Annotated in this window: 23 protein-coding genes; 14 read left to right on the forward strand and 9 right to left on the reverse strand. The window is 64.2% G+C overall.

What is annotated here, in order from left to right; genetic code table 11:
• The first annotated feature begins 128 nt into the window (after window positions 1-128).
• From rpmB to HMPREF2791_RS10285, 5 genes are all read left to right on the forward strand, one after another.
• On the forward strand, window positions 129-365 hold the full coding sequence (gene rpmB / locus HMPREF2791_RS10265) for a 50S ribosomal protein L28 (RefSeq protein WP_070472878.1): 237 nt from the start codon (window positions 129-131) through the stop codon (window positions 363-365).
• Window positions 365-529, forward strand: coding sequence for a 50S ribosomal protein L33 (rpmG, locus tag HMPREF2791_RS10270; RefSeq protein WP_006841072.1), 165 nt, complete (start codon window positions 365-367; stop codon window positions 527-529). Before rpmB ends, rpmG begins: the two co-directional genes overlap by 1 nt.
• A gap of 3 nt (window positions 530-532) precedes the next feature.
• Complete coding sequence (gene rpsN / locus HMPREF2791_RS10275; RefSeq protein ID WP_070472882.1) at window positions 533-838, forward strand: 30S ribosomal protein S14; 306 nt, start codon at window positions 533-535, stop codon at window positions 836-838.
• Window positions 839-849: 11 nt separating this feature from the next.
• Window positions 850-1,101, forward strand: a complete 252-nt coding sequence (gene rpsR, locus HMPREF2791_RS10280; protein ID WP_172796731.1) for a 30S ribosomal protein S18 — start codon at window positions 850-852, stop codon at window positions 1,099-1,101.
• 147 nt (window positions 1,102-1,248) lie between these two features.
• Window positions 1,249-1,932: a TetR/AcrR family transcriptional regulator gene (locus tag HMPREF2791_RS10285; protein ID WP_070845236.1), complete on the forward strand. Its 684-nt coding sequence runs from the start codon at window positions 1,249-1,251 to the stop codon at window positions 1,930-1,932.
• Here the strand turns inward: HMPREF2791_RS10285 and HMPREF2791_RS10290 are convergent.
• From HMPREF2791_RS10290 to HMPREF2791_RS10315, 6 genes are read right to left on the reverse strand one after another with little or no spacing between them, the layout of a single operon-like run.
• Window positions 1,929-2,741: a hypothetical protein gene (locus HMPREF2791_RS10290; protein WP_083327985.1), complete on the reverse strand. Its 813-nt coding sequence runs from the start codon at window positions 2,739-2,741 to the stop codon at window positions 1,929-1,931. The two genes, HMPREF2791_RS10285 and HMPREF2791_RS10290, sit on opposite strands and share 4 nt — an antisense overlap.
• A gap of 11 nt (window positions 2,742-2,752) precedes the next feature.
• Window positions 2,753-3,325 (reverse strand): hypothetical protein, encoded by a 573-nt coding sequence (locus tag HMPREF2791_RS10295; protein ID WP_070845237.1) that lies wholly within the window; start codon window positions 3,323-3,325, stop codon window positions 2,753-2,755.
• 9 nt (window positions 3,326-3,334) lie between these two features.
• Entirely contained in the window at window positions 3,335-4,183 is an 849-nt protein-coding gene (locus HMPREF2791_RS10300) for a serine hydrolase (protein WP_083327986.1), read from the reverse strand.
• Between the two features lie 35 nt (window positions 4,184-4,218).
• Window positions 4,219-5,757 (reverse strand): bifunctional phosphoribosylaminoimidazolecarboxamide formyltransferase/IMP cyclohydrolase, encoded by a 1,539-nt coding sequence (gene purH / locus HMPREF2791_RS10305; RefSeq protein WP_070845238.1) that lies wholly within the window; start codon window positions 5,755-5,757, stop codon window positions 4,219-4,221.
• Window positions 5,750-6,334, reverse strand: coding sequence for a phosphoribosylglycinamide formyltransferase (gene purN / locus HMPREF2791_RS10310; RefSeq protein ID WP_246825504.1), 585 nt, complete (start codon window positions 6,332-6,334; stop codon window positions 5,750-5,752). The genes purH and purN overlap by 8 nt, the downstream gene beginning before the upstream one ends.
• Before the next feature lie 10 nt (window positions 6,335-6,344).
• Window positions 6,345-7,580 (reverse strand): cell division protein PerM, encoded by a 1,236-nt coding sequence (locus HMPREF2791_RS10315; protein WP_070845240.1) that lies wholly within the window; start codon window positions 7,578-7,580, stop codon window positions 6,345-6,347.
• 306 nt (window positions 7,581-7,886) lie between these two features.
• Here HMPREF2791_RS10315 and HMPREF2791_RS10320 point away from each other — a divergent pair, with 306 nt between their 5' ends.
• Together HMPREF2791_RS10320 and HMPREF2791_RS10325 are read left to right on the forward strand one after the other, a co-directional pair.
• The gene (locus HMPREF2791_RS10320) at window positions 7,887-8,627 is read left to right on the forward strand and encodes a M23 family metallopeptidase (RefSeq protein WP_070472901.1); all 741 of its coding nucleotides are present in this window, start codon (window positions 7,887-7,889) and stop codon (window positions 8,625-8,627) included.
• Window positions 8,628-8,943: 316 nt separating this feature from the next.
• Window positions 8,944-9,642: a M23 family metallopeptidase gene (locus HMPREF2791_RS10325; protein WP_070472904.1), complete on the forward strand. Its 699-nt coding sequence runs from the start codon at window positions 8,944-8,946 to the stop codon at window positions 9,640-9,642.
• Here the strand turns inward: HMPREF2791_RS10325 and pcrA are convergent.
• The gene (gene pcrA, locus HMPREF2791_RS10330) at window positions 9,639-12,080 is read right to left on the reverse strand and encodes a DNA helicase PcrA (protein ID WP_371336012.1); all 2,442 of its coding nucleotides are present in this window, start codon (window positions 12,078-12,080) and stop codon (window positions 9,639-9,641) included. The genes HMPREF2791_RS10325 and pcrA overlap by 4 nt on opposite strands.
• Between pcrA and HMPREF2791_RS10335 the strand changes: the two genes are divergently transcribed.
• A complete protein-coding gene (locus tag HMPREF2791_RS10335) occupies window positions 12,019-12,312 on the forward strand; it encodes a chorismate mutase (RefSeq protein ID WP_070472910.1) in 294 nt (97 codons plus the stop codon). The genes pcrA and HMPREF2791_RS10335 overlap by 62 nt on opposite strands.
• A 10-nt stretch (window positions 12,313-12,322) precedes the next feature.
• Here HMPREF2791_RS10335 and HMPREF2791_RS10340 read toward each other — a convergent pair whose 3' ends face one another.
• Window positions 12,323-12,664: an antibiotic biosynthesis monooxygenase family protein gene (locus tag HMPREF2791_RS10340; RefSeq protein ID WP_070472913.1), complete on the reverse strand. Its 342-nt coding sequence runs from the start codon at window positions 12,662-12,664 to the stop codon at window positions 12,323-12,325.
• An 800-nt stretch (window positions 12,665-13,464) separates the two neighbouring features.
• Here HMPREF2791_RS10340 and HMPREF2791_RS10345 point away from each other — a divergent pair.
• From HMPREF2791_RS10345 to HMPREF2791_RS10365, 6 genes are all read left to right on the forward strand, one after another.
• Window positions 13,465-13,983: a hypothetical protein gene (locus HMPREF2791_RS10345; protein ID WP_070472916.1), complete on the forward strand. Its 519-nt coding sequence runs from the start codon at window positions 13,465-13,467 to the stop codon at window positions 13,981-13,983.
• Entirely contained in the window at window positions 13,976-14,644 is a 669-nt protein-coding gene (locus tag HMPREF2791_RS11685; protein WP_083327988.1) for a DUF3800 domain-containing protein, read from the forward strand. Before HMPREF2791_RS10345 ends, HMPREF2791_RS11685 begins: the two co-directional genes overlap by 8 nt.
• A gap of 269 nt (window positions 14,645-14,913) precedes the next feature.
• The gene (locus HMPREF2791_RS12310; protein WP_246825505.1) at window positions 14,914-15,132 is read left to right on the forward strand and encodes a hypothetical protein; all 219 of its coding nucleotides are present in this window, start codon (window positions 14,914-14,916) and stop codon (window positions 15,130-15,132) included.
• 606 nt (window positions 15,133-15,738) lie between these two features.
• On the forward strand, window positions 15,739-17,376 hold the full coding sequence (pgi, locus tag HMPREF2791_RS10355; protein WP_070473086.1) for a glucose-6-phosphate isomerase: 1,638 nt from the start codon (window positions 15,739-15,741) through the stop codon (window positions 17,374-17,376).
• Window positions 17,376-18,863: a glutamate-cysteine ligase family protein gene (locus tag HMPREF2791_RS10360; protein WP_070472921.1), complete on the forward strand. Its 1,488-nt coding sequence runs from the start codon at window positions 17,376-17,378 to the stop codon at window positions 18,861-18,863. Before pgi ends, HMPREF2791_RS10360 begins: the two co-directional genes overlap by 1 nt.
• A 15-nt stretch (window positions 18,864-18,878) precedes the next feature.
• The gene (locus tag HMPREF2791_RS10365; RefSeq protein ID WP_070472924.1) at window positions 18,879-19,508 is read left to right on the forward strand and encodes a DedA family protein; all 630 of its coding nucleotides are present in this window, start codon (window positions 18,879-18,881) and stop codon (window positions 19,506-19,508) included.
• Window positions 19,509-19,561: 53 nt separating this feature from the next.
• Here HMPREF2791_RS10365 and HMPREF2791_RS10370 read toward each other — a convergent pair whose 3' ends face one another.
• Window positions 19,562-19,819, reverse strand: coding sequence for a hypothetical protein (locus HMPREF2791_RS10370; RefSeq protein WP_083290128.1), 258 nt, complete (start codon window positions 19,817-19,819; stop codon window positions 19,562-19,564).
• Window positions 19,820-19,840: the final 21 nt, after the last annotated feature.

Here is a 19,840-nt window from a genome sequence, read left to right on the forward strand (position 1 = left end):
ACACGTATACGCCTGCGTCAACCGATTGCACTTGCGCTGGTCGCGGACCCTCACTCCGCTTCTCACCTGGCGCTTTCCTCACATAGCGATCGTGTCGTGGGCGGCAAGAAGAGTAAGGAAGCTAACCCATGTCGGCACATTGCCAGGTCACGGGACGTAAGCCGTCTTTCGGCAAGACCGTCTCGCACTCGCACCGCCGCCACTCGCGCCGTTGGAACCCCAACGTGCAGAAGCGTCGGTTCTACCTGCCCTCCGAGGGCCGTACCATTACCCTGAACGTCTCCACCAAGGGTCTGAAGGTCATTGACCGCGACGGCATCGAGTCCGTCGTCGCTCAGATCCGCGCACGAGGTGAGAAGATCTAATGGCACGTAACGATATCCGCCCGATCATCAAGCTCAAGTCCACTGCGGGCACCGGTTTCACCTATGTGACCCGTAAGAACAAGCGCAACAACCCGGATCGCATCACGCTGAAGAAGTACGACCCGGTTGTTCGCAAGCACGTCGAATTCCGCGAGGAGCGATAATCCATGGCGAAGAAGTCCAAGATCGCTAAGAACGAGCAGCGTAAAGAGATCGTCGCCCGCTACGCGGAGCGTCGTCAGGAGCTCAAGGCCATCATCAAGAACCCGGAGACCTCTGACGAGGACCGTCTTGAGGCACAGTTCGAGCTCAACCGTCAGCCGCGCGACGCCTCCCCGGCTCGCGTGCGCAACCGTGACTCGCGTGACGGCCGCCCCCGCGGCTACCTCCGCAAGTTCGGTGTTTCCCGTGTCCGTATGCGCGAGATGGCTCACCGTGGTGAGCTGCCTGGCGTCCGTAAGTCTTCGTGGTAAGGAGGACTCACATTATGAAGCGCAACAATTCGCGTAAGCCGCGCATTGAGCAGTCCCGCCGCCCGAAGAAGAACCCGCTGAAGGCGAAGGGCATCGAATCGGTCGACTACAAGGATGTTGAGACCCTGCGTCTGTTCATCTCCGACCGCCACAAGATCCGTTCCCGCCGCGTCACGGGCCTGACCCCGCAGCAGCAGCGCCAGGTCGCTACCGCTGTGAAGAACGCGCGCGAGATGGCTCTTCTGCCGTTCACCACCCGCTAATTAGCCGGTTGACGATGACAGCGTAGAGTCTTCGGCTCAAAAGAAGCACCCGCACTCCCCTCCCCGGAGGGTCGAGAGCGGGTGCTTTTCGTCTATAGTTATCCCGCGCAACCGTACACAGAGAGCTCCCTGGAAAGGACGCAAGGCATGGCGAAACCGGTCGGACGGCCACGCAAGCAAAGCCCCCGCCGCAGAGGCGCCACCGCGCGCGAGGAGATCCTCGACGCCGCCTCCGAACTGTTCACCCGCAAAGGTTTCGCCACCACCTCCACCCATGACATCGCGGACGCGGTGGGCATGCGCCAGGCCTCGCTGTACTACCACTTCCCTTCCAAGCGCGACATCTTCCTCACGCTGCTGATGGGCACGATCCAGCCGGCCCTGGCGCTCGCGTCGGACCTGGCCAAGACCGACGAGTCGGCGGCGGTGAAGCTGTGGGCGCTGGTTGCCGCGGAGTCGCGCATCCTGCTGTCCTCGAATTGGAACATCGGCAGGCTTTATCAGCTGCCGGTGCTGTTGTCCGAGGAGTTCACCGAGTACCACGAGGCACGACAGGAGCTGGAGGGGATCTTCCGCAAGCTGTCGGGGCAGATCGTCGGCGAGGACGACCCGCGCATCGACCTTCCATTCCACATGACGCTCGCGGCCATCGAGATGCGCGACAACACCGGCACCGCGCCCTACCCGCTTGTCGACGACGCCCTGCCCGCCCCCGCCGTCACCATCGCCGACGCCGTGCTGGACGTCCTCCACACGGACCTGCCGGACCGCCGCACGGAGCGCATGCTCGAGCTGGTGGACTTGGTCTCCCGCAAGAACGAGCAGGACTAGGGCTGGCAGGCCGCAACCGGCAACTGCATGGGATCGGCGGCGAGTGTTTCCACGGCAGCGCTCAGCATGGCCTGGCCCGTCTCGTAGGTCCCGTCCGCGGGCAAGGCCGTAATCGCGACCGGCGCCCACGTGCCGTCGCCGCGCGGGACGAGTCCGAACTGCCGTACTTGGTAGGCCCCCGTGGTGTCCGGCCCCCAACCTCCCTTGAACAGCGCCCCGATAGTCCCCAGTCCGTACGCCTGCGAAGGGTCGAGCTGGCCCATGAGCGCAAGCACGGGGCCAGCACCGTCCACGCAGGCGACCTGGCCTGCGAGCACGGCTTCGTCGGCCACGCTGAGCTGGGTTTGTCCGTAGGTGGAAAACTCGGGCCGGAGCGGTTCCGTGTTCAATCCCGTGGCAAGTCCGACCTGGGAAAGCACCCCGTCGACGGCCTCTGCTCCGACGGCGTCGTAGAGGCGTTGCGCCGCCGCGTTGTCCGACGCGCTCACCGCGGCGCGGGCGTCTTCCTCGAGTCCGGGAAAAGCGCGCATGGCGGCTACGGCGATTGGCACCTTGATAGTGGACCAGGCGGGGCTCGGGGCGGTGAATCCGTCCGCTACCGGTCCCTCATTCCCTACCGTGGCGATACCCAGCTGGCCGCCGTAGATGGACTCGACGTGCGCGACCGTGGCGTCGAGAAGCAATTGCGCATCGGGGACGGAGGCCGGCGCCTCCGTGACCTCAGAGGTGACCACGGAAGTAACGGTCACGGCTTCCTGGCCGCCCGAGCAGGCGGACAACAACGGTGCGCCGACTGCGGCGAGCCCCAAGCGCCAGCGAGCTACCAAATCTTGACCCGGGCGTTGTCTCCGCCAGTGCAGTACACCGTCTCCCCGCCAGAGCAGGTCATGCGGTAGGTGATTTCGGTGGCCGGGCTATACACGGACACCGTGAAGTCTGGCGTGCCGGTGCGGGCGTAGGTACCCTGGAACGCCTCGTACACGTTGGCGGCAAAGCCTGCGGTGGTCACCCCCGTATCCGGGGCGTACTGCGAGTACGTGCGCTTCGACGGCTCGGCGGGCCGCTGTTCGGGAGCCTCCGATCTGGGCAGCGTACGAGTCTCAACCACTGTGCTGGTCACCGGCTCGCTAGAGCGGTTGAACGCGCCGGAACCGCCCATGAAGGCGAGCACACCGACAAGTGCGGCAAGCAGTAGCGCCGCGAGCACGTAGAGCCACGGGCTCGGCCCGCCGCGCTCTTCCACTGGCTCAGGCGGCTGGTAGCTCGTCTGGTACTCGTTGGGCTGGCCGTACTGCTGCTGTGGCACCGCGCTGAACTGCTGTGTGTGTCCTACGTCCGGATCCGTGAAGTGCGGCTGCTCCGGTGACCATTTGCTGGAGCCTTGACCGGTCATGGCGTGCCCCTAACAGCGCGACGTGGGCAGGTCGCCGCGCATGGCGTTCAGCCCGTTTGCGAGCTCGTCCAGCATGGCGAAGCTACCCTCGTAGCCCTTCGGGCTGTGGGCGGTGATTGCCACGGCGATGTCGCCGTTCGGGCCCGGGATCAGGCCGAACTGCCGGGCCAGGTGCCCGCCCTCGTGGTTGTTCCAGCCGCCCTTGTATCGGGCACCGCCGATGCGCCCCAGGCCCCAGTGCTGGTAGTCCACGACGCGTCCCATCATGTCCAGCACCGGCTCGTGGCCCGCAACGCAGCGCAGGCCGGAGGCGAACTCGGCCTGGTCGCTGGTGGTCCACAGCGTGCCCATCTGGTAGCCGGCCGGGGTGGTCGTGCGCGCGCCAGCTTCGCGGATCACACCCTCGTAGCCAGCGGCCGGCACCTGGCCGAACATGCGGTGCGCGGCGGGGTTGTCGGAGCGGGTCACCGCGGCCTCGGCGTCAGGGTAGAACGCCTGGCTCTGGCGCAGCGCGGCGATGGCCAGCGGCACCTTCATCGTGGAAAACGCAGGCTCCGGCCGGTTGTCGCCCGCGGTGAAGCCGCCCACCGCCACGGTGGCTCGGCCGCCGTGGCGCCCCACCACGTCCGCCACGAGGCGGTCCAGCTGCGCCTGGACGTCCACGGCAGGTGCGACGTGTTGCGCCTTACCGGGCTTCGGAGTGGTCAGCGGCAGCGGCAGGCGGATGGCGTTTTTCACCTGCGGCGGCAGCTGGTTGTAGGCCTGCACGATCGGCTGGCCGATCACGGGAATCTGGTCGATCGCCGTGTACGTCGGCACCGACGACATGGGAAACGCCAGGCCCGCGGTCAGGGCCAAGGCTGCAACTTTGGAGGGCACGGGAAACGGTCTTTCTAGTGGGCGAAGTGGCGGGTGCCGGTCAGGTACATGGTCACGCCAGCGGCCTCAGCGGCAGCGATGACCTCCTCGTCGCGGATGGAGCCGCCGGGCTGCACCACGGCCTTCACACCGGAGTCAGCCAACAGCTGGAAACCGTCCGCGAACGGGAAGAACGCGTCAGATGCGGCCACGGCGCCGTTGGTGCGGTTTCGCCCCTCGTCGAGGGTGTTGGCGCGGTCCACCGCGAGCTTCGCGGAATCCACACGGTTGACCTGGCCCATGCCAATGCCTACCGACGCCCCCTCGGCCGCGATCAGGATCGCATTCGACTTCACGCAGCGCACTGCGCGCCACGCGAATTCGAGGTCCGCAAGGGTCTGCTCGTCCGCCGCCTCACCTGCGGCCAGGGTCCAGTTGGCGGCGGTGTCGCCCTCGGCCTGGAAACGGTCGCGCTCCTGCACGAGCCAGCCGCCGGCGATCTGCTTGCGCTCTTCGTCCTGCTGCTTCGGCTCGACCTCGAGAATGCGCAGGTTCTTCTTCGTCTGCAGCAGCTCGAGCGCGTCCGCGGCGTAGGAGGGCGCGATGACGACCTCGGTGAAGATCGGCTTGATCTGCTCCGCCAGCTCCAGGGTGACCTCGCGGTTACAGGCGATCACGCCGCCGTACGCGGACACCGGGTCGCAGGCATGCGCCTTCTTGTGCGCATCCGCGATCGAGGTGTCGGACACGGCCACGCCGCACGGGTTGGCGTGCTTGATGATCGCCACGCACGGGCGCTCGTGGTCCCAGGCGGCGCGCCACGCGGCGTCGGCGTCCTGGTAGTTGTTGTAGCTCATCTCTTTGCCACCGTGCTGGGTGGCGGCGGCCAGGCCCCAGCCCTCGTTTTCCAGGCGTGCGGCCTGGTGCGGGTTCTCGCCGTAACGCAAGGGGGTGGCGCTTTCGCCGGCGCCGGAGGCGTCCGCGCCCAACTGGTTGGACAGCCAGGAGGAGACCGCGGCGTCGTAAAGCGCAGTGTGCGTGAACGCCTCGAGCGCAAGCTGCTTGCGCTGCTCAAGATCGAAGCCGCCGCCCTTGACCGCCTCGACGACCTCGCCGTAACGCGCAGGCGAGGTGACGACGGCGACCGACGGGTGGTTCTTCGCCGCGGCGCGGACCATGGACGGCCCACCGATGTCGATCTGCTCGACGCACTCGTCGAAGGTGGCGCCGGACGCGACGGTCTCCTCGAACGGGTAGAGGTTGACCACGACGAGGTCGAACGGCTCGATGCCCAGCTCTTGAAGCTGGTCCACGTGGCTGTCCTTGCGCAGGTCCGCGAGGATGCCGGAGTGCACGCGCGGGTGCAGCGTCTTCACGCGGCCATCGAGCACCTCGGGAAAACCGGTCACGTCCGCGACCTCGGTCACAGCCACGCCCGCGTCAGCGATGCGCTGTGCGGTGGAGCCGGTGGACACGATCTCCACACCCGCCTGGCCGAGCGCACGAGCCAGCTCCTCCAATCCGGTCTTGTCGTAGACGCTGATAAGCGCACGCTTAATTTCCCGCTTAGACATTGAACACAGCCTTTCCGTTGACGATTTCGGCGTTGTGCAGCAGATGGACAATCTGCTCGCGTTCCACCTTCTTAATGCGCTCGTGGAGCTCTGTCTCCGTGTCCCCCGCCTGCACCTCTACGGCGCGCTGCGCGATGATCTCGCCGCTGTCCAGCCCGGCGTCGACGTAGTGCACGGTGCAGCCGGTGACCTTCACGCCGTGCTCCAGCGCATCACGCACCGCGTGCGCGCCCGGGAACGACGGCAACAGGGACGGGTGGGCGTTAATAATGCGCCCCTCAAATTCCTGCACGAACGCCGGGCCGAGCAGCCGCATGAATCCCGCAGAGACAACCAAGTCCGGTTCGACGGAGGCCACAGCAGCCACCATCTTGTCGTTCCAGGCGTTGCGGTTTGTCTCCATCGGCACCACGGCAGTGCGGATGCCGGCGTTTTTGGCGCGTTGCAGAGCCGGACAAATTTGATCCGCCACCACGAGGTCGACGCGGTAGCGGTTCTCCTGGTTATCGATGATCGCTTTCAGCAGGGTGCCGGTGCCCGACGCGAGGACGGCCACCGATTTCGCAGAGTCACTCACAGTGCCCAGTCTAACTACCGCTGCGCGCGGATGTGCGTTGCCTCACCAGTGCCACTGCGCGCACGAGAGCGCCCGTCAGTGCAATCCAGAGGAACAGGGATAACGCGAACGCGAACGGATCCGTGCCGACAAGTCCGTACGCACCGGCGCCGCCGGCCGAGAAGATGCCCAGCAGCGCCCCCAACAGCGCGGCCCACGTCGCGGTCGCGGCGACGCTTTCGAGGGTCAAAGGCTTGACGACGAACGCATGCGCCAGCACCGCCGCCGGCACCACCAACAGCACTGGGGCCCATTGCGGCATCTCCGCCGGGATCGCCGCGAACAGCGGCAGGGGCGGATACGCCACATTGGAGTTGGCGAACAAGCTCACATCCGCGCCGGCGGCTTCGAAGCTGCCGCCGAGCAGCACCGCGAGCTGCGCGACCGCAGCGTTGGGCAGATACAACAGACTGAGCACCACCAACGCGACTGCGCCCCCGACGCCGAGTTGCGGGAACTGCGAAAGCAGCTCGCCGACCCGGCTATAACCGAATGCGAGGGCGATGAGGAATACCGTCGCGGCCGCGGCGAGCAGGCGGAGGATGAGATTCGCCCCGTTTGCTCCAGCGTCCACAGCCAGGGTGGGAATGCCGCTGCGCTTCGCCAACGCGTGCCACACCACACACCGCACACCGATGACGAAGCCCACCAGGTGCACGATCAGCGGATAGACGAACGCCGCGACGACGGGCGGCATCCCAACCGAGTACACGTGCGACGCGTCAAACACCATGAACAGCGCGATGGCGCTGACCAGTAGCGGCAGGCCGAGCGCGAGTCCCAGCAGGGTCAACAAGTCCAGCACGCTGACGCGGCCAGCTGTAGCCTTGCGCACCTGGACCGCCACCACCGCGGCCACCCCTACTGCGGGCAGGAGGGGCATTGCGGTGAGCGAGACGCCGTCGATAAGCAAAGGCACGCCGTGGAGCGCGAACCATGCCTCACCGACTGCGCCGGGGAAGTACGTCAGGCTCCAGCCAGCGATGAGAATGACGGCGAAGCACAGCGCCACAAGCCCAAGCACCAGCGCCAGGTTTGGCACGAGCGCGTACGGCAAGTAGTGGCGCACCCGCTCTTTTGCGGTGGCGGGCACCTTGTCGTTCGCAGCCGGGCGTTTGATGCCCGTGATCTTTCGCGTGGATGCGCCTTTTCGACGATGACGGCGCGCGTCCGACTGGCGCGGCCTCTGATTGGGTGTGGTGCTCATCGCACCCTACTCTGCCACCCCAGCCGCAAGCCCCACCACAGTGACACCCACACGGCCCACTGCAGCACCTCTCTACCTGGCACAATGCTACGAGTGGCCGTCACCGCCCGACGGCGTGGCCCACATCTCCGAACAAGCGGGGGTGTAACGTTGCCCCAAATAAGCGCGATCTAAGAATAATTTCAGTTTCTATCTTGCTCCGACGAAACCAATTCGTTACAGTAGCCTCTCGTAGATAACAGGAAGGTCACGATCCCACTGTGAGCAGCGGGACCTACGGCCAACGGAAGATCTCAAAGAGGGCTCATGTTCAACTCCAAGAAGCAGGGCGGCAAGCACCGCAAGCAGTCCCCCAACAAGGGGCGCGTTGCCGTCGTCGCAGCAGCCACTGGCGCTGTGTCCACCGCTGGTTTCTCCGGCCTGGTCGCCGGTGCCCTCACCAGCAACCAGGACGCCGAGCAGGGACAGAACATCAAGCTCGCCGCAGACGCCGACGAGCTGCAGAGCACCGATCCGGGCGTGGACGAGGTTTCCGCCGAGGAGACCCCGCAGATCCTCTCTATCGCCGAGTACAAGCCGGTGGAGAACCTCACCGAACAGCTGGACAAGGCTATCCAGCACTCCGACGAGGTTGCCCGCCTGGACGAAGCCGCCCGCGCGCCGCTGTTTACTAAGCCGGCCGAGGGTGCCTTCACCTCGGGCTTCGGCATGCGCTGGGGCTCGATGCACAACGGCATCGACATCGCCAACACCCCGGGCACCCCGATCCGCGCAGTTGCTGCCGGCACCGTGATCGACTCCGGCCCGGCGCAGGGCTTCGGCAACTGGATCCGTATCCGCCACGAGGACGGCTCCATCTCCGTTTACGGCCACATGCAGTCCCTCTACGTCGCCGTCGGCGAGGTTGTGCAGCCCGGTCAGCTCATCGCCGGCATGGGCAGCGAGGGCTTCTCCACCGGCTCCCACCTCCACTTTGAGATCTGGCCGGACGGCGCCAACCCGTCCGATCCGGCTCCGTGGCTCGCAGCCCGAGGCATCAGCCTCTAACTCTTCCAGCCCTCTTCAACGGGGCCTTTCGCGCTACTCGACGCGCGTGAGGCCCCGTTTTTGCGCAGTTGACGCGCGCAGCCTCTTTGACGGGGGTAAACGCTCTACCCCCGACCTCTAATACCATGCGCAACAATTTTCACATCAGCAACACGCCGGGTGAGCTGGACGGACTCCTAAGTTATGCCCAAAATTCGAACAAACGTGCACGTCACAGCATTGCCAGGGCCCATTTCGCCGGTTAGATTCTCTGCCTGTGTGCGTGGCCGAGACCGCGCCTAGCCCTCTACAGAGTTAGAAAAGGTATCCCCCAAACATGAACCGACGTCTCACTTCGAGCATCGCAGCCGTCTCGGCCGCAGCAGCAATGGCGCTCACCCTTGCGCCCGCGCCTGCTACCGCCCTGACCGTCACTGTGGGTGGCGCAACCGTCTCCGACGCGGGCCAGGCCCTGGGCGCAGTGGCCAAGGCCGCTGGGGCCATCAAGGAAAGCGGCGCGACGATTACCGCGGGCGACTACAAGATCGTCTACGACCCGCGCGCGCTCGAGGCCCCGCTCGCCGCCGCGTTCGCTCCAGCGAAGGGCAGTGACTGGGTGGCTCCGCAACGCGGCCGCACCGCTGACGGCCGCACCGTAGTCACGCCGGCATCCGGCCGCTTCACGTCTGGCTTCGGTCCGCGCTGGGGCACCGTGCACCAGGGCATCGACATCGCCAACGACTTGGGCACCCCGATCTACTCCGTCATGGACGGCACCGTCGTCTCCGCGGGCCCGGCGCGCGGCTTCGGCAACTGGGTCGTGATCAAGCACGACGGCGGCGAGGTGTCTGTGTACGGCCACATGCGCCACTACGACGTCTCCGTGGGCCAGCGCGTCTCCGCCGGACAGAAGATCGCCTCCATCGGCAACGAGGGCCAGTCCACCGGCCCGCACCTCCACTTCGAGATCAAGCCGGACGGCGTCAACCAGGTGGACCCGGTTCCGTGGTTCGCCGCGCAGGGCATCAAGATCTAGAGCTTCTCCATGGGCACGCCGCCAATCGTCATCAGGCGGACGGTGCCCGAGGAGCCGAAGTCAATCGTCACCGTCTCGCGCACACCGGATCCCTCAACTGCCATCACAGTGCCGAGCCCGTACTTGGCGTGGTTGACCCGGTCGCCCACCGCCAGGTTGAGGTTCTTGTGCACTTTGGCACCGGACCCGCCCCGGCGAGAGCGGGCAGGAGGACGGGAACGAGTGGGAGCACCCCACGCGTCAGAACTGAATGAGCGCTCCGGCTCCAACCTGCGCCAGTCGATGAGGTCCTCCGGGACCTCTGCGAGGAAGCGGCTGGCGGGGTTGGTCACCGGAGAGCCCCAGGAAGCGCGCAGAATCGCGCGGGTGAGGTAGAGCTGCTCCTTGGCGCGGGTGATACCCACGTACGCCAAGCGGCGCTCCTCGGCAAGCTCCGCTGGATCCCCCAACGCGCGCAGGTGCGGGAACTGCCCGTCCTCCCAGCCGGTGACGAACACCACCGGAAACTCGAGGCCCTTCGCCGTGTGCAACGTCATCAGCGTGACCACGCCTTGCTCGTGCTCCGGCAGCTGGTCCGCGTCCGCCACCAGGGAGACCTTCTCCAAAAACGCCTGCAGGGATCCCGGCGCGGGCTCGCCTTCCTGCATCACCTCGTTGAGCTCCGCGTCCGTCATGTACGCCACCTGGTTGGCGGCCTCCGAGGAAAACTCGCGGGCCACAGAGACCAGCTCGTTGAGGTTGTCCAAGCGCGCGCCGTCCTGCGGATCGTTCGACGCCTCCAGCTCTGCGCGGTAGCCCGTGTCGTCCAACACGCGGGTGATCAGCGCGCCCAGGTCCGGCATGCCCGTGACTTCGTTGCGCATCGCCGGCATGTCGTCGCGGATCTGGCGGATCATCTCCACAAAGCGTGTGATCGAGTTGGTGGCGGCTTTGGCCAGCATGTCGACGTTGCCGGAGGTGGCGTCGACAAGCGACCGCCCAAAGCTCTGGTTGTTGTTCTCCGCGTGCAGCGCCACCATCGCCTGCGCCTTGTCGCCGATGCCGCGCTTGGGCACGTTGACGATGCGGCGCATGCTCACCGTGTCGTCCGGGTTCTCCAGGACCTTCAGGTAGGCGACGATGTCGCGGATCTCGCGGCGTTCGTAGAAGCGCGTGCCGCCGACGACCTTGTACGGGATGCCGGAGCGGATGAAGATGTCCTCGAGCGCACGCGAGGCGTTGTTGGTGCGGTACATCACCGCCATGTCCGAGTACGGCACTCCCCTGTCTGCCAGGGTGTCAATCTCGGAGGCGATGAAGCGCGCCTCGTCGTGCTCGTTATCCGCGACGTAGCCGATGATCTTCTCGCCGGAGCCCTGGTCCGTCCACAACTTCTTCGGGCGGCGGCCCTCGTTCTGCGCGATCACCGCGTTCGCCGCGCCCAGGATGTTCTGCGTGGAGCGGTAATTCTGCTCCAGCAAGATCGTGGTGGCGCTCGGGTAGTCGCGCTCGAACTCCTCGATGTTGCGGATGGTCGCGCCGCGGAAGGCGTAAATGGACTGGTCCGAATCGCCCACCACCGCAAGCTCCGGCGCGTCCGGCCCGTCGCCGACGAGGGTGTGGATGAGCTCGTACTGGGCGTGGTTGGTGTCCTGGTACTCGTCCACCAGAACATGACGGAAACGGCGGCGGTAATAGTCCGTGACCTGAGGATGTTCTTTGAAGATGCGCACGACCTCACCGATGAGGTCGTCGAAATCCAAGGCGTTGGACTGGCGCAGGCGGCGCTGATACTCCACGTACACCTTGGCCACAGTGGTCTCAAACGGGTTGTGGGTGCGCTCCGAATTCGCGAGCGCCTCCTCGGGGCCGATCAGCTCGTTTTTCAGGTTCGAGATCCCGTTGGCCAGGGTGCGCGGCGTGAGCTTCTTCAGATCCAGGTTGAAGTCCTTGGCAATCATGCCCAAAAGGCGGCGCGAATCATCCGAGTCGTAGATGGTGAAGTTGGTGTTCAGCCTCGGCACCAGCTGGGCCTGCTGGCGCAGGATGCGCACGCACACGGAGTGGAACGTGGCCACCCACATCCGCTCCGCCTCAGGGCCTACCAGCTGGCCCACGCGCTCCTTCATCTCCGCGGCCGCCTTGTTGGTGAAGGTGATGGCCAAGATCTGCCACGGCGCCACACCGCGGTTGTGCAGCAGGTAGGCAATACGGCGGGTGAGCACCGCTGTCTTGCCGGAACCCGCGCCCGCAACGATGAGCAGCGGACTGCCCTCATGGATGACGGCGGCCTGCTGCTGCGGATTCAAACCCAGGGTCAGATCAGTCATGGCCGTAACTGTACTAACGCCTCCGACACGACCCGCGCGGGTGTTCGAACTGGCATAATGGTCAGCCATGAGCGAGCTTGAAATCCGCATGCCTTCCGGCACAGACGACCCACTCTCGGACGCGGAGATTCAGGCGTACCGCAAAGAGATCGACCGGCTCGACCGCGTGATCCTCGACGCGGTGAAACGCCGCAGCGAGATCTCCAGCGCCATCGGCAAAACCCGCATGGGCTCCGGCGGCACCCGCCTTGTTCATACGCGCGAGGTGGCCATTATCAACCAGTTCCGCGACGAGCTGGGCGAGGAAGGCCCCGGCCTGGCGCAGATCCTGCTGCGTCTCGGCCGCGGCAAGCTGGGTTAGTCCTGCTGCGCTAGTCCTGCTCGAGCGAGTCGAGCACGACCTCGAACTCCAGTAGGTCCGCGGACTGGGAGACCGGCTTGCGGGGCTTGTCCGCCTCGGTTCCCTCGCCGGAGCGGTCCGACTGCCCGTGCCCGGCGCGGCCCACGCCCTCCCACCAGGCCGTGTAGGACTCCTCGTCCGCCCAGCGGGTGACCACGAAGTAACGGTCCTCGCCCTTGACCGGGCGCAGCAGCTGGAAGCCCTCGAAGCCGGGGTGGCCGTCGATGGAGTGCTTGCGGGCGGCGAACCGGCGCTCCAGCTCCTCGCCGGCGCCTTCGGGGACAGTGATCGCGTTGATTTTCACAATTGCCATGGGCGCCCAGTGTACGTGACCTGGTCCGTAGGGTTGACCTGCATGTTCTTTTGTCCGGCGTGGACGGGTTGACCGGCTAAGCCGGCAAGGCCGGGGGTGGATGCGGAATTATCTGCGGGATCGCGGAGCCCACAAACACAAAAAGCCCCCAACACTGGCGCATAGCCAAGATGGGGTCAGTGCCCGACAGTGGGACGCTTCCATGAGGGGCGACTGCCAGGGTGCGCGTACGTTTACTCGAAACCGTTTCAAGTAAACATGTTTGCGCAGGCCACACTAGAAACCTGGCGTCTCTAGTAGCAGCTATGTCGGCGGGCTCCGTGCCCTCGGTGGGGACTCGATAAGCGACTGCCACGCCTCCCCGTTCGGGGCGAGTGGTGGGTCCGTCCGCTCGAGCGGGTGCGGAATCGGACACGCTCCGAGATCGCTTCTTCTCGCACGGATGCGAATACGTCATCGAAGGTGACAGGAAAAATTTTCAATACTGCGCCGATGTAGCGGCCTGTCGCCTCCTTGCCCGGTTCGATCCATCGGCTGGCTGTGGATGGTGTGACCCCAAGCTTTTCAGCTAGGCGGAGCACGGTCCCTAGCTCTCTGAGTTGCTGGTCTACCTATTCGTGGCGGACGCGGGTTCTGTGAATGGTGGCCATTTAACCTCCCCCATCTGCCGTAATTCCACTGCTGAAATCCAACTTTGCCGCGTCGCAACTCACAATGCGCATAATTTTCCTATCCGCAAGTTAGTTTTGTTTTGCTGCAATGCATTGCAGATTTGCAGGTATGCAACTAGGGTTATTGGCATGGAAGAAACAAACTGGTGGCAATACCTCAGCAAGCTGATGGGAAACGACACCCCAACCGTCGCCGCACGAAAAGCTGAAATCAGCGCGTCAAACTTCACACGGTGGAAGCGCGGCGCCCGCGCTGACCCGGATTCCGTAGTCAAGATCGCTCGCACCTACAACGGCTGCGTCCTAGAGGCACTCGTGGCCGCGGAATTCATCACCCCGGAAGAAGCCGGCAGAGGAAGGGGCACCGTCGATGCTGAGCTGCGACACGCGTTGAAGACTGTTCAGTTACACGGCGCCGAGATGGGCACAATCGCAAGCGAGATGCACCGCGAGCTCGAGCGAGTGAAGGGGCTCCCTGCGGAAAACGACGAGCTCGTCGCGAATCGTTCGGACAAGGGCGGTCGTGTCGACGCGGGTTCCTACGATGGCACAGTCAAAGATTTCGACTGGTCGCAGCCACACGCTGCCGACTCCTCCATCAACGAGCAAGAGGAGCGAGAGAAACGAGGTGAATACCCCATTGACTAAACGCATCTACCTCTACGCAGACGAAACTGGAAACCTCGACTACACAGGCTCTCCCAACCCCAACGGAGGCGGAGCCTCAACCTACTTCGGATTCGGCACAGCTACCTTCACAACAGAAAACCACGGCGAGGACCTCCTTGGAGGACTCCACCTAAGAGCACAACTCGCCCAGGAAGAAGTGAAGCTCACAAAAGGTTTTCACGCCTGCGACGACTCAAATAGAACTAGAAGCGACATGTTCGCCGAAATCAGGCGGCAACAGCCACGCTTCGACACAACATTCCTCTACAAAGCCAACGCGTACCCCAACGTTAAAAGCGCCGGCCCAATGCGCTTATACAAAATGGCCTGGTACCTACACCTGAAAGAAATAGCCCTGCGGGGCTCCGAACCTGATGATGAGCTGTTCGTAATCGTGGCAGAGTTCGGCACTAAAAGGGTTCGGAAAACTGCTTACGAAGCAGTACACGAGGTGTGCGAGCAAATAGACAGGAATATCACTCTCTGCGTTTGGACCGCGCCTTCATCTTGGGGCCTACAGGTCGCTGATTATGGTCTTTGGGCCGTGCAAAGACACTTAGAGGGGAAGAAATGTACTTGGTTCGACCCCTGCATAAAGCCTAACTTGGCCAGCCTATTCACCCCTTGGGGCCGACCGTAGACGCACTGAAACCGGCTATCTCACCTATCAGGGTGAGAAGTCCGCCCCCTGGGGGACTTATCGCCGATTTCACGTTCAGCATATCCCGAGAGTTGACTTTTAACAACGTACGGACATTAATGATCGAAGCTCGATACAATCTGCTGAGGGCCGGGTCTACCAAATCCGGTGGCATCGTGGCGAGCCGGAAGTCTCGTGGATACCGGGGCAGAACGCAACCACTGTGCAGGTTAGCATGGATGCTGTCACTACACTGCGCGTGCTTGTACATGAGCTTGGGCACGCCGCGCACGGAGACCCCCGGCCACCAGCCGCGCTACGAAGCGCGTGCAGACCGCTTCACCGCTCGGGCACTTATCTCCCCTGTCGAGTACACCCTGGCCGAGCGCACCTACGGCGCCCCCGCTCGCTTCACATCCGAGCTCTGCGTCACCGTCCACATGATCCGCACCTGGCGCGCCATGCATCAGACCAAAACTCCAGCGTAATCGCAGCACCATCTCAGTGTCCATGAGACAATAAACCCCCGCCAGCCCCACAGGCTGGCTGTCATTGTCCCCCGTCCACACCACCGTGGGCCTAATCCTAGGCATGAGAAACGCGTTCCCCGGTTCCGACAACCAGCAGCCCCAGAACCTCTACGCTGCACCTCAGCAGCGCGCGCAGCAGCCGGTCGCCCCGGCACAGACCGAATAGAAAAAGAAGGGTGGCTGCATGAGGTGGGGAGCAGCAGCACTCGGCCTCCTGATCATCATCGGCCTTGCCGGTTCCTGTGGCGGTGCAGGATGCGGCTGCGGTGCTGGGGCATTCGGTGCAGACGATGCTGGCCACCTACACGCATGTGATTGAGGGGGCTTTGGATCGTGTGCATGCTGGGATGCGGGATTATTGCGGGATTGCCGGTGTTGGAGGTTGTGCCTGATGTGGGGTGAGCTGCGTGTTTGCCCCGTTTTGGGGTAGGGCGTTGATTTTCACAATTGCCATGGGCGCCATTATCCACACTCCCCCGCTCCGCGGACGCACGCTGCGCGTTTTGGCTACCGTTGATCAAGGACAACCCAACCGCGAACTGGACTGCCACTTGGGAGGCTGACATGCACGACATCACGTCCACCGAAAGCTGGGGCAAGCTGGAGAAACTCCACGCGGAAAAGTCCCGCACCACCCTGCGGGATCTGTTCCGGGCGGATGCCGAGCGCGCGCAGCGCTACACGTTCGACGCGGCCGGGATTCGCGTGGATCTTTCCAAGAACTTGGTAGACGGAGACGTCGCAAAGCAATTGCTCACCTTGGCAGACGAGGCAGGCCTGAAGGACCGCATCGAAGCGATGTTCAGCGGCAAGCGCATCAACACCACCGAGGACCGCGCGGTGCTGCACACAGCGCTGCGTGCACCCGAGGACGCTGGGCTGGAGGTCGACGGCCAGAACGTCACCGCAGACGTGCACGCGGTGCTGAAGCAGATGCGCGAGTTCGCAACGAAACTGCGCAGCGGCGAGTGGGTGGGCCACACCGGTAAGACGATTTCCAAGGTGGTCAACATCGGCATCGGCGGCTCGGATCTGGGCCCCGCCATGGCCGCACAGGCGCTGCGCACCTACGCCACCGCTGGCATTACCGCCGAGTTCGTCTCCAACGTGGATCCGGCGGATATGACGCGCGTGCTGGGAGAGGTTAATGCCGAAGAAACGCTGTTTATCGTCGCGTCCAAGACGTTCACCACCCAGGAGACGCTGGCGAACGCGCACGCCGCGAAGCGCTGGCTGCTCGAGCAGTTCGACGGCGACGAGTCTGCGATTGCGAAGCACTTCGTGGCCGTGTCCACCAACGAGGAGAAGGTGTCCGAGTTCGGCATCGACACCGCGAACATGTTTCCGTTCTGGGACTGGGTAGGCGGGCGCTACTCCATGGATTCCGCGATCGGGCTCAGCCTCATGGCCGTGATCGGCCCGGAGGATTTCATGCGCATGCTCGACGGCTTCCACGCCATGGACCAGCACTTCCGTCTCACTCCGTTCGAGGAGAACGTGCCCGTGCTGATGGGGCTTTTGAACATTTGGTACCGCAACTTCCACAAGGCGCAAACACACGCGGTCCTGCCGTACTCGCAGGACCTCGCCCGCTTCCCCGCGTACCTGCAGCAGCTGACCATGGAGTCCAACGGCAAGCACACGCGTATCGACGGCGCAAGCGTTGACTACGACACCGGCGAGATCTACTTCGGTGAGCCGGGCACCAACGGCCAGCACGCATTTTTCCAGCTGATGCACCAGGGCACCACGCTCGTGCCGGCGGACTTCATCGGCTTTGCCAAGCCCCGGGCGGATCTGCCCACCGCCACCGGCGAGGGTTCCATGCACGACCTGCTCATGGGCAACTTCTTCGCGCAGACAAAGGTCATGGCATTCGGCAAAACCCAGCAAGAGATCGAGGCGGAGGGCGTGCCGCACTCGCTCGCCCCGCACAAGGTGATGCCGGGCAACCGCCCCACCACCACCATCTTGGCGGAGGAGCTCTCCCCGTTCAGCCTGGGCGCACTTATTGCGCTGTACGAGCACATCGTGTTCGTCGAAGCCGCGATCTGGGGCATCAACGCCTTCGACCAGTGGGGCGTGGAGCTGGGCAAGGCGCAGGCGAACGACCTCGCCGCCGCCGTCGCTGGTGAGGAGGCGCCGAACACCGGCGACTCTTCCACCGACAGCCTGATCACCTGGTACAGGGAGCACCGCTAATGGGCGACGCAGTTTCCTCGGAGACCTACACTCCGCGCCAGCGCACCACCTACCGGCGCCGGCTCGAAGACGAGCTGGAGCGCTTCGACCGCCACCTCCAGGGCGCGGATTTTGTGGACCACGGCACGATCGGCTTAGAGCTCGAGCTCAACCTGGTGGACAGCGATATGCAGCCGCATCCCAATAACCAGGCGGTGCTGGAGATACTTGGCGACGAGTACCAGTCCGAGATCGGCGCCTACAACGTGGAGATGAACCACCCGCCGCTGGGTATCGAAGGTGACGGGCTGGCGCGGTTGGCCGAGGGCGTGAAAGAGCGGCTTGCCACCGTACGCGACGCCGCAGAGAAGTCCGGCTCCCACCTAGCGATGATTGGCACCTTGCCGACGATGACCTCGCAGTTCCTGGACAGCGACGAATGGATGACCCAGGAAAACCGCTACGCCGGGCTGAACAACTCCATCCTCGAATCGCGCGGCGAGCTGGTGAAGATCGACCTGCGCCGCGACGAAAAGTACACCCACTACTTCGAAACCATCGCGCCTGAATCCACCTGCACCTCCATGCAGCTGCACCTGCAGGTGGCGCCGAACCGGTTCGCGGACGCGTGGAACGCCTCCCAGGCCATCGCGGGCGTGCAGGTGGCGCTGTCCGCCAACTCCCCACTGTTTATGGGGCACAAGGTGTGGCACGAGTCGCGCATCCCGGTGTTCAAGCAGGCCATCGACACCCGCACCAAGGAGCTGATCAACCAGGGCGTGCGCCCGCGCGTGTGGTTCGGCGAACGGTGGATCACCAGCGTGTTCGACCTGTTCGAGGAAAACGTGCGCTACTTCTCTCCCCTGCTGCCCGAAGGCCGCATGGCAGCCGGCGCGCCGTTCATGAACGGCGACAACCCCGGCCTGCACTACCTCAACCTGCACAACGGCACCATCTGGCGTTGGAACCGCGCCATCTACGACCCAGCCGGCGAGCTCAGCCACATCCGCGTGGAAAACCGCCTGCTGCCCGCAGGGCCCACCGTGAAGGACATCGTGGCGGACGCGGCGTTCTACTACGGGCTGGTCAAGGCGCTCGGCGACCAGACCCGGCCGGTGTGGTCGCGCCTGAGCTTCGAAGATGCCAACGACAACTTCCTGGCCGGGGCGAAAGACGGCATTCACGCTGAGCTCAAGTGGCCAACGCTGGGGACGGTGGCGGTGGCGGAGCTCGTCGAGAAGCATTTGCTCGAGCTCGCGCACGAGGGCCTGCGCACGCTGGATGTGGACGAGGCCTGCGCCGAAGAGTACCTCGGCGTGATCGAGGGGCGCGTGCGGGCGCGGCAAAACGGCGCGACGTGGCAGCTCGCCGCGCTCGAGCGCGTGGCCGGCGGGTCGAAGGCCCTGACCACGGAGCGTGCCGACGGACTCGCCCGAGTGTTACGCCAGTACATGAAAAATTCCCAGGCAGACGCGCCGGTGCATACTTGGACGCTCGAGGTTGAGTAGGGCAAGATAGGCCCAATGCAGAGCATCATCGACTGGATTGTGGGTCTCATGGAGACCCTCGGCGCACCCGGCGTCGGCATCGCGATCCTCTTGGAGAACCTCTTTCCGCCCATCCCGTCCGAGGTGGTGCTGCCGCTCGCCGGCTTCACCGTCGCGCAAGGGTCGCTGAACATGGTCAACGTGTTCATCTGGTCCGTGCTGGGCTCCGTCATCGGCGCATACGTGCTCTACGGCGTCGGCGTGTGGCTCGGCCTGGAGCGGCTGCGCAAGATCGCCGACTGGATGTGGCTCGTGCGCGCCTCCGATGTGGACGCCGCGATGAACTTCTTCACCAAGTACGGCAAGCCGAGCGTGTTCTTCGGCCGCCTCATCCCCGGCGTACGATCGTTGATCTCCATCCCCGCCGGCCTGGGCAAGATGAACCTGGTCACCTTCGGCCTGTGGACCACCCTCGGCTCCGGCATCTGGAACGCCATCCTGATCTACCTGGGCTTCGTCCTCGGCGACAACTGGGAGAAGGCCACCGAGTACGCCGACACCTACTCCAACGTGATCTACGTTGTGCTGCTGCTGATCATCCTGGGCTTTCTGGTGTTCTTTATCCGCCGTGCGGTGCGGGACAAAAACGCGGAGAAGTCAGCCTAAGAATTTTGCGGTTCAAAGCGGCCTGCCACAGATGTGGCGGCCGCTTTTTAGTTTTAGGAAACCCTCTCGCGTTTCGTCCAGTACTCAGCGAAGTCCGGGAGCTCCTCAGCCCGGAAATACCTGGAGTGCGTGACCTTCAAATCCTCAAGCGAAGGCGACCCGATCACCACAATCTCAACGTCAGGGTTGTCGTTGGATTGTTCTTCAGCGAGACGCTGCACAATCGCTTCACGAGAATCCTCGTATTCCGTGATGTCACGCTCGCCAGTTTTCCGGTTAAACACGATGAGGAAGTGCTTCATCTTCTTCACTCACTTTCAGTCTCAAAGCCC

The sequence above is a fragment of the Corynebacterium sp. HMSC034A01 genome, assembly GCF_001838175.1.
Lineage (GTDB): Bacteria > Actinomycetota > Actinomycetes > Mycobacteriales > Mycobacteriaceae > Corynebacterium.

Bases quoted from the DNA above. Each gene is read 5' to 3' on its own strand.
- rpmB (WP_070472878.1), top strand. From the start codon at position 129: ATGTCGGCACATTGCCAGGTCACGGGACGTAAGCCGTCTTTCGGCAAG.
- rpmG (WP_006841072.1), top strand. From the start codon at position 365: ATGGCACGTAACGATATCCGCCCGATCATCAAGCTCAAGTCCACTGCG.
- rpsN (WP_070472882.1), top strand. From the start codon at position 533: ATGGCGAAGAAGTCCAAGATCGCTAAGAACGAGCAGCGTAAAGAGATC.
- HMPREF2791_RS10285 (WP_070845236.1), top strand. From the start codon at position 1,249: ATGGCGAAACCGGTCGGACGGCCACGCAAGCAAAGCCCCCGCCGCAGA.
- HMPREF2791_RS10295 (WP_070845237.1), bottom strand. From the start codon at position 3,325: ATGACCGGTCAAGGCTCCAGCAAATGGTCACCGGAGCAGCCGCACTTC.
- purH (WP_070845238.1), bottom strand. From the start codon at position 5,757: ATGTCTAAGCGGGAAATTAAGCGTGCGCTTATCAGCGTCTACGACAAG.
- HMPREF2791_RS10315 (WP_070845240.1), bottom strand. From the start codon at position 7,580: ATGAGCACCACACCCAATCAGAGGCCGCGCCAGTCGGACGCGCGCCGT.
- HMPREF2791_RS10320 (WP_070472901.1), top strand. From the start codon at position 7,887: ATGTTCAACTCCAAGAAGCAGGGCGGCAAGCACCGCAAGCAGTCCCCC.
- HMPREF2791_RS10325 (WP_070472904.1), top strand. From the start codon at position 8,944: ATGAACCGACGTCTCACTTCGAGCATCGCAGCCGTCTCGGCCGCAGCA.
- HMPREF2791_RS10335 (WP_070472910.1), top strand. From the start codon at position 12,019: ATGAGCGAGCTTGAAATCCGCATGCCTTCCGGCACAGACGACCCACTC.
- HMPREF2791_RS10340 (WP_070472913.1), bottom strand. From the start codon at position 12,664: ATGGCAATTGTGAAAATCAACGCGATCACTGTCCCCGAAGGCGCCGGC.
- HMPREF2791_RS10345 (WP_070472916.1), top strand. From the start codon at position 13,465: ATGGAAGAAACAAACTGGTGGCAATACCTCAGCAAGCTGATGGGAAAC.
- HMPREF2791_RS12310 (WP_246825505.1), top strand. From the start codon at position 14,914: ATGAGCTTGGGCACGCCGCGCACGGAGACCCCCGGCCACCAGCCGCGC.
- pgi (WP_070473086.1), top strand. From the start codon at position 15,739: ATGCACGACATCACGTCCACCGAAAGCTGGGGCAAGCTGGAGAAACTC.
- HMPREF2791_RS10360 (WP_070472921.1), top strand. From the start codon at position 17,376: ATGGGCGACGCAGTTTCCTCGGAGACCTACACTCCGCGCCAGCGCACC.
- HMPREF2791_RS10365 (WP_070472924.1), top strand. From the start codon at position 18,879: ATGCAGAGCATCATCGACTGGATTGTGGGTCTCATGGAGACCCTCGGC.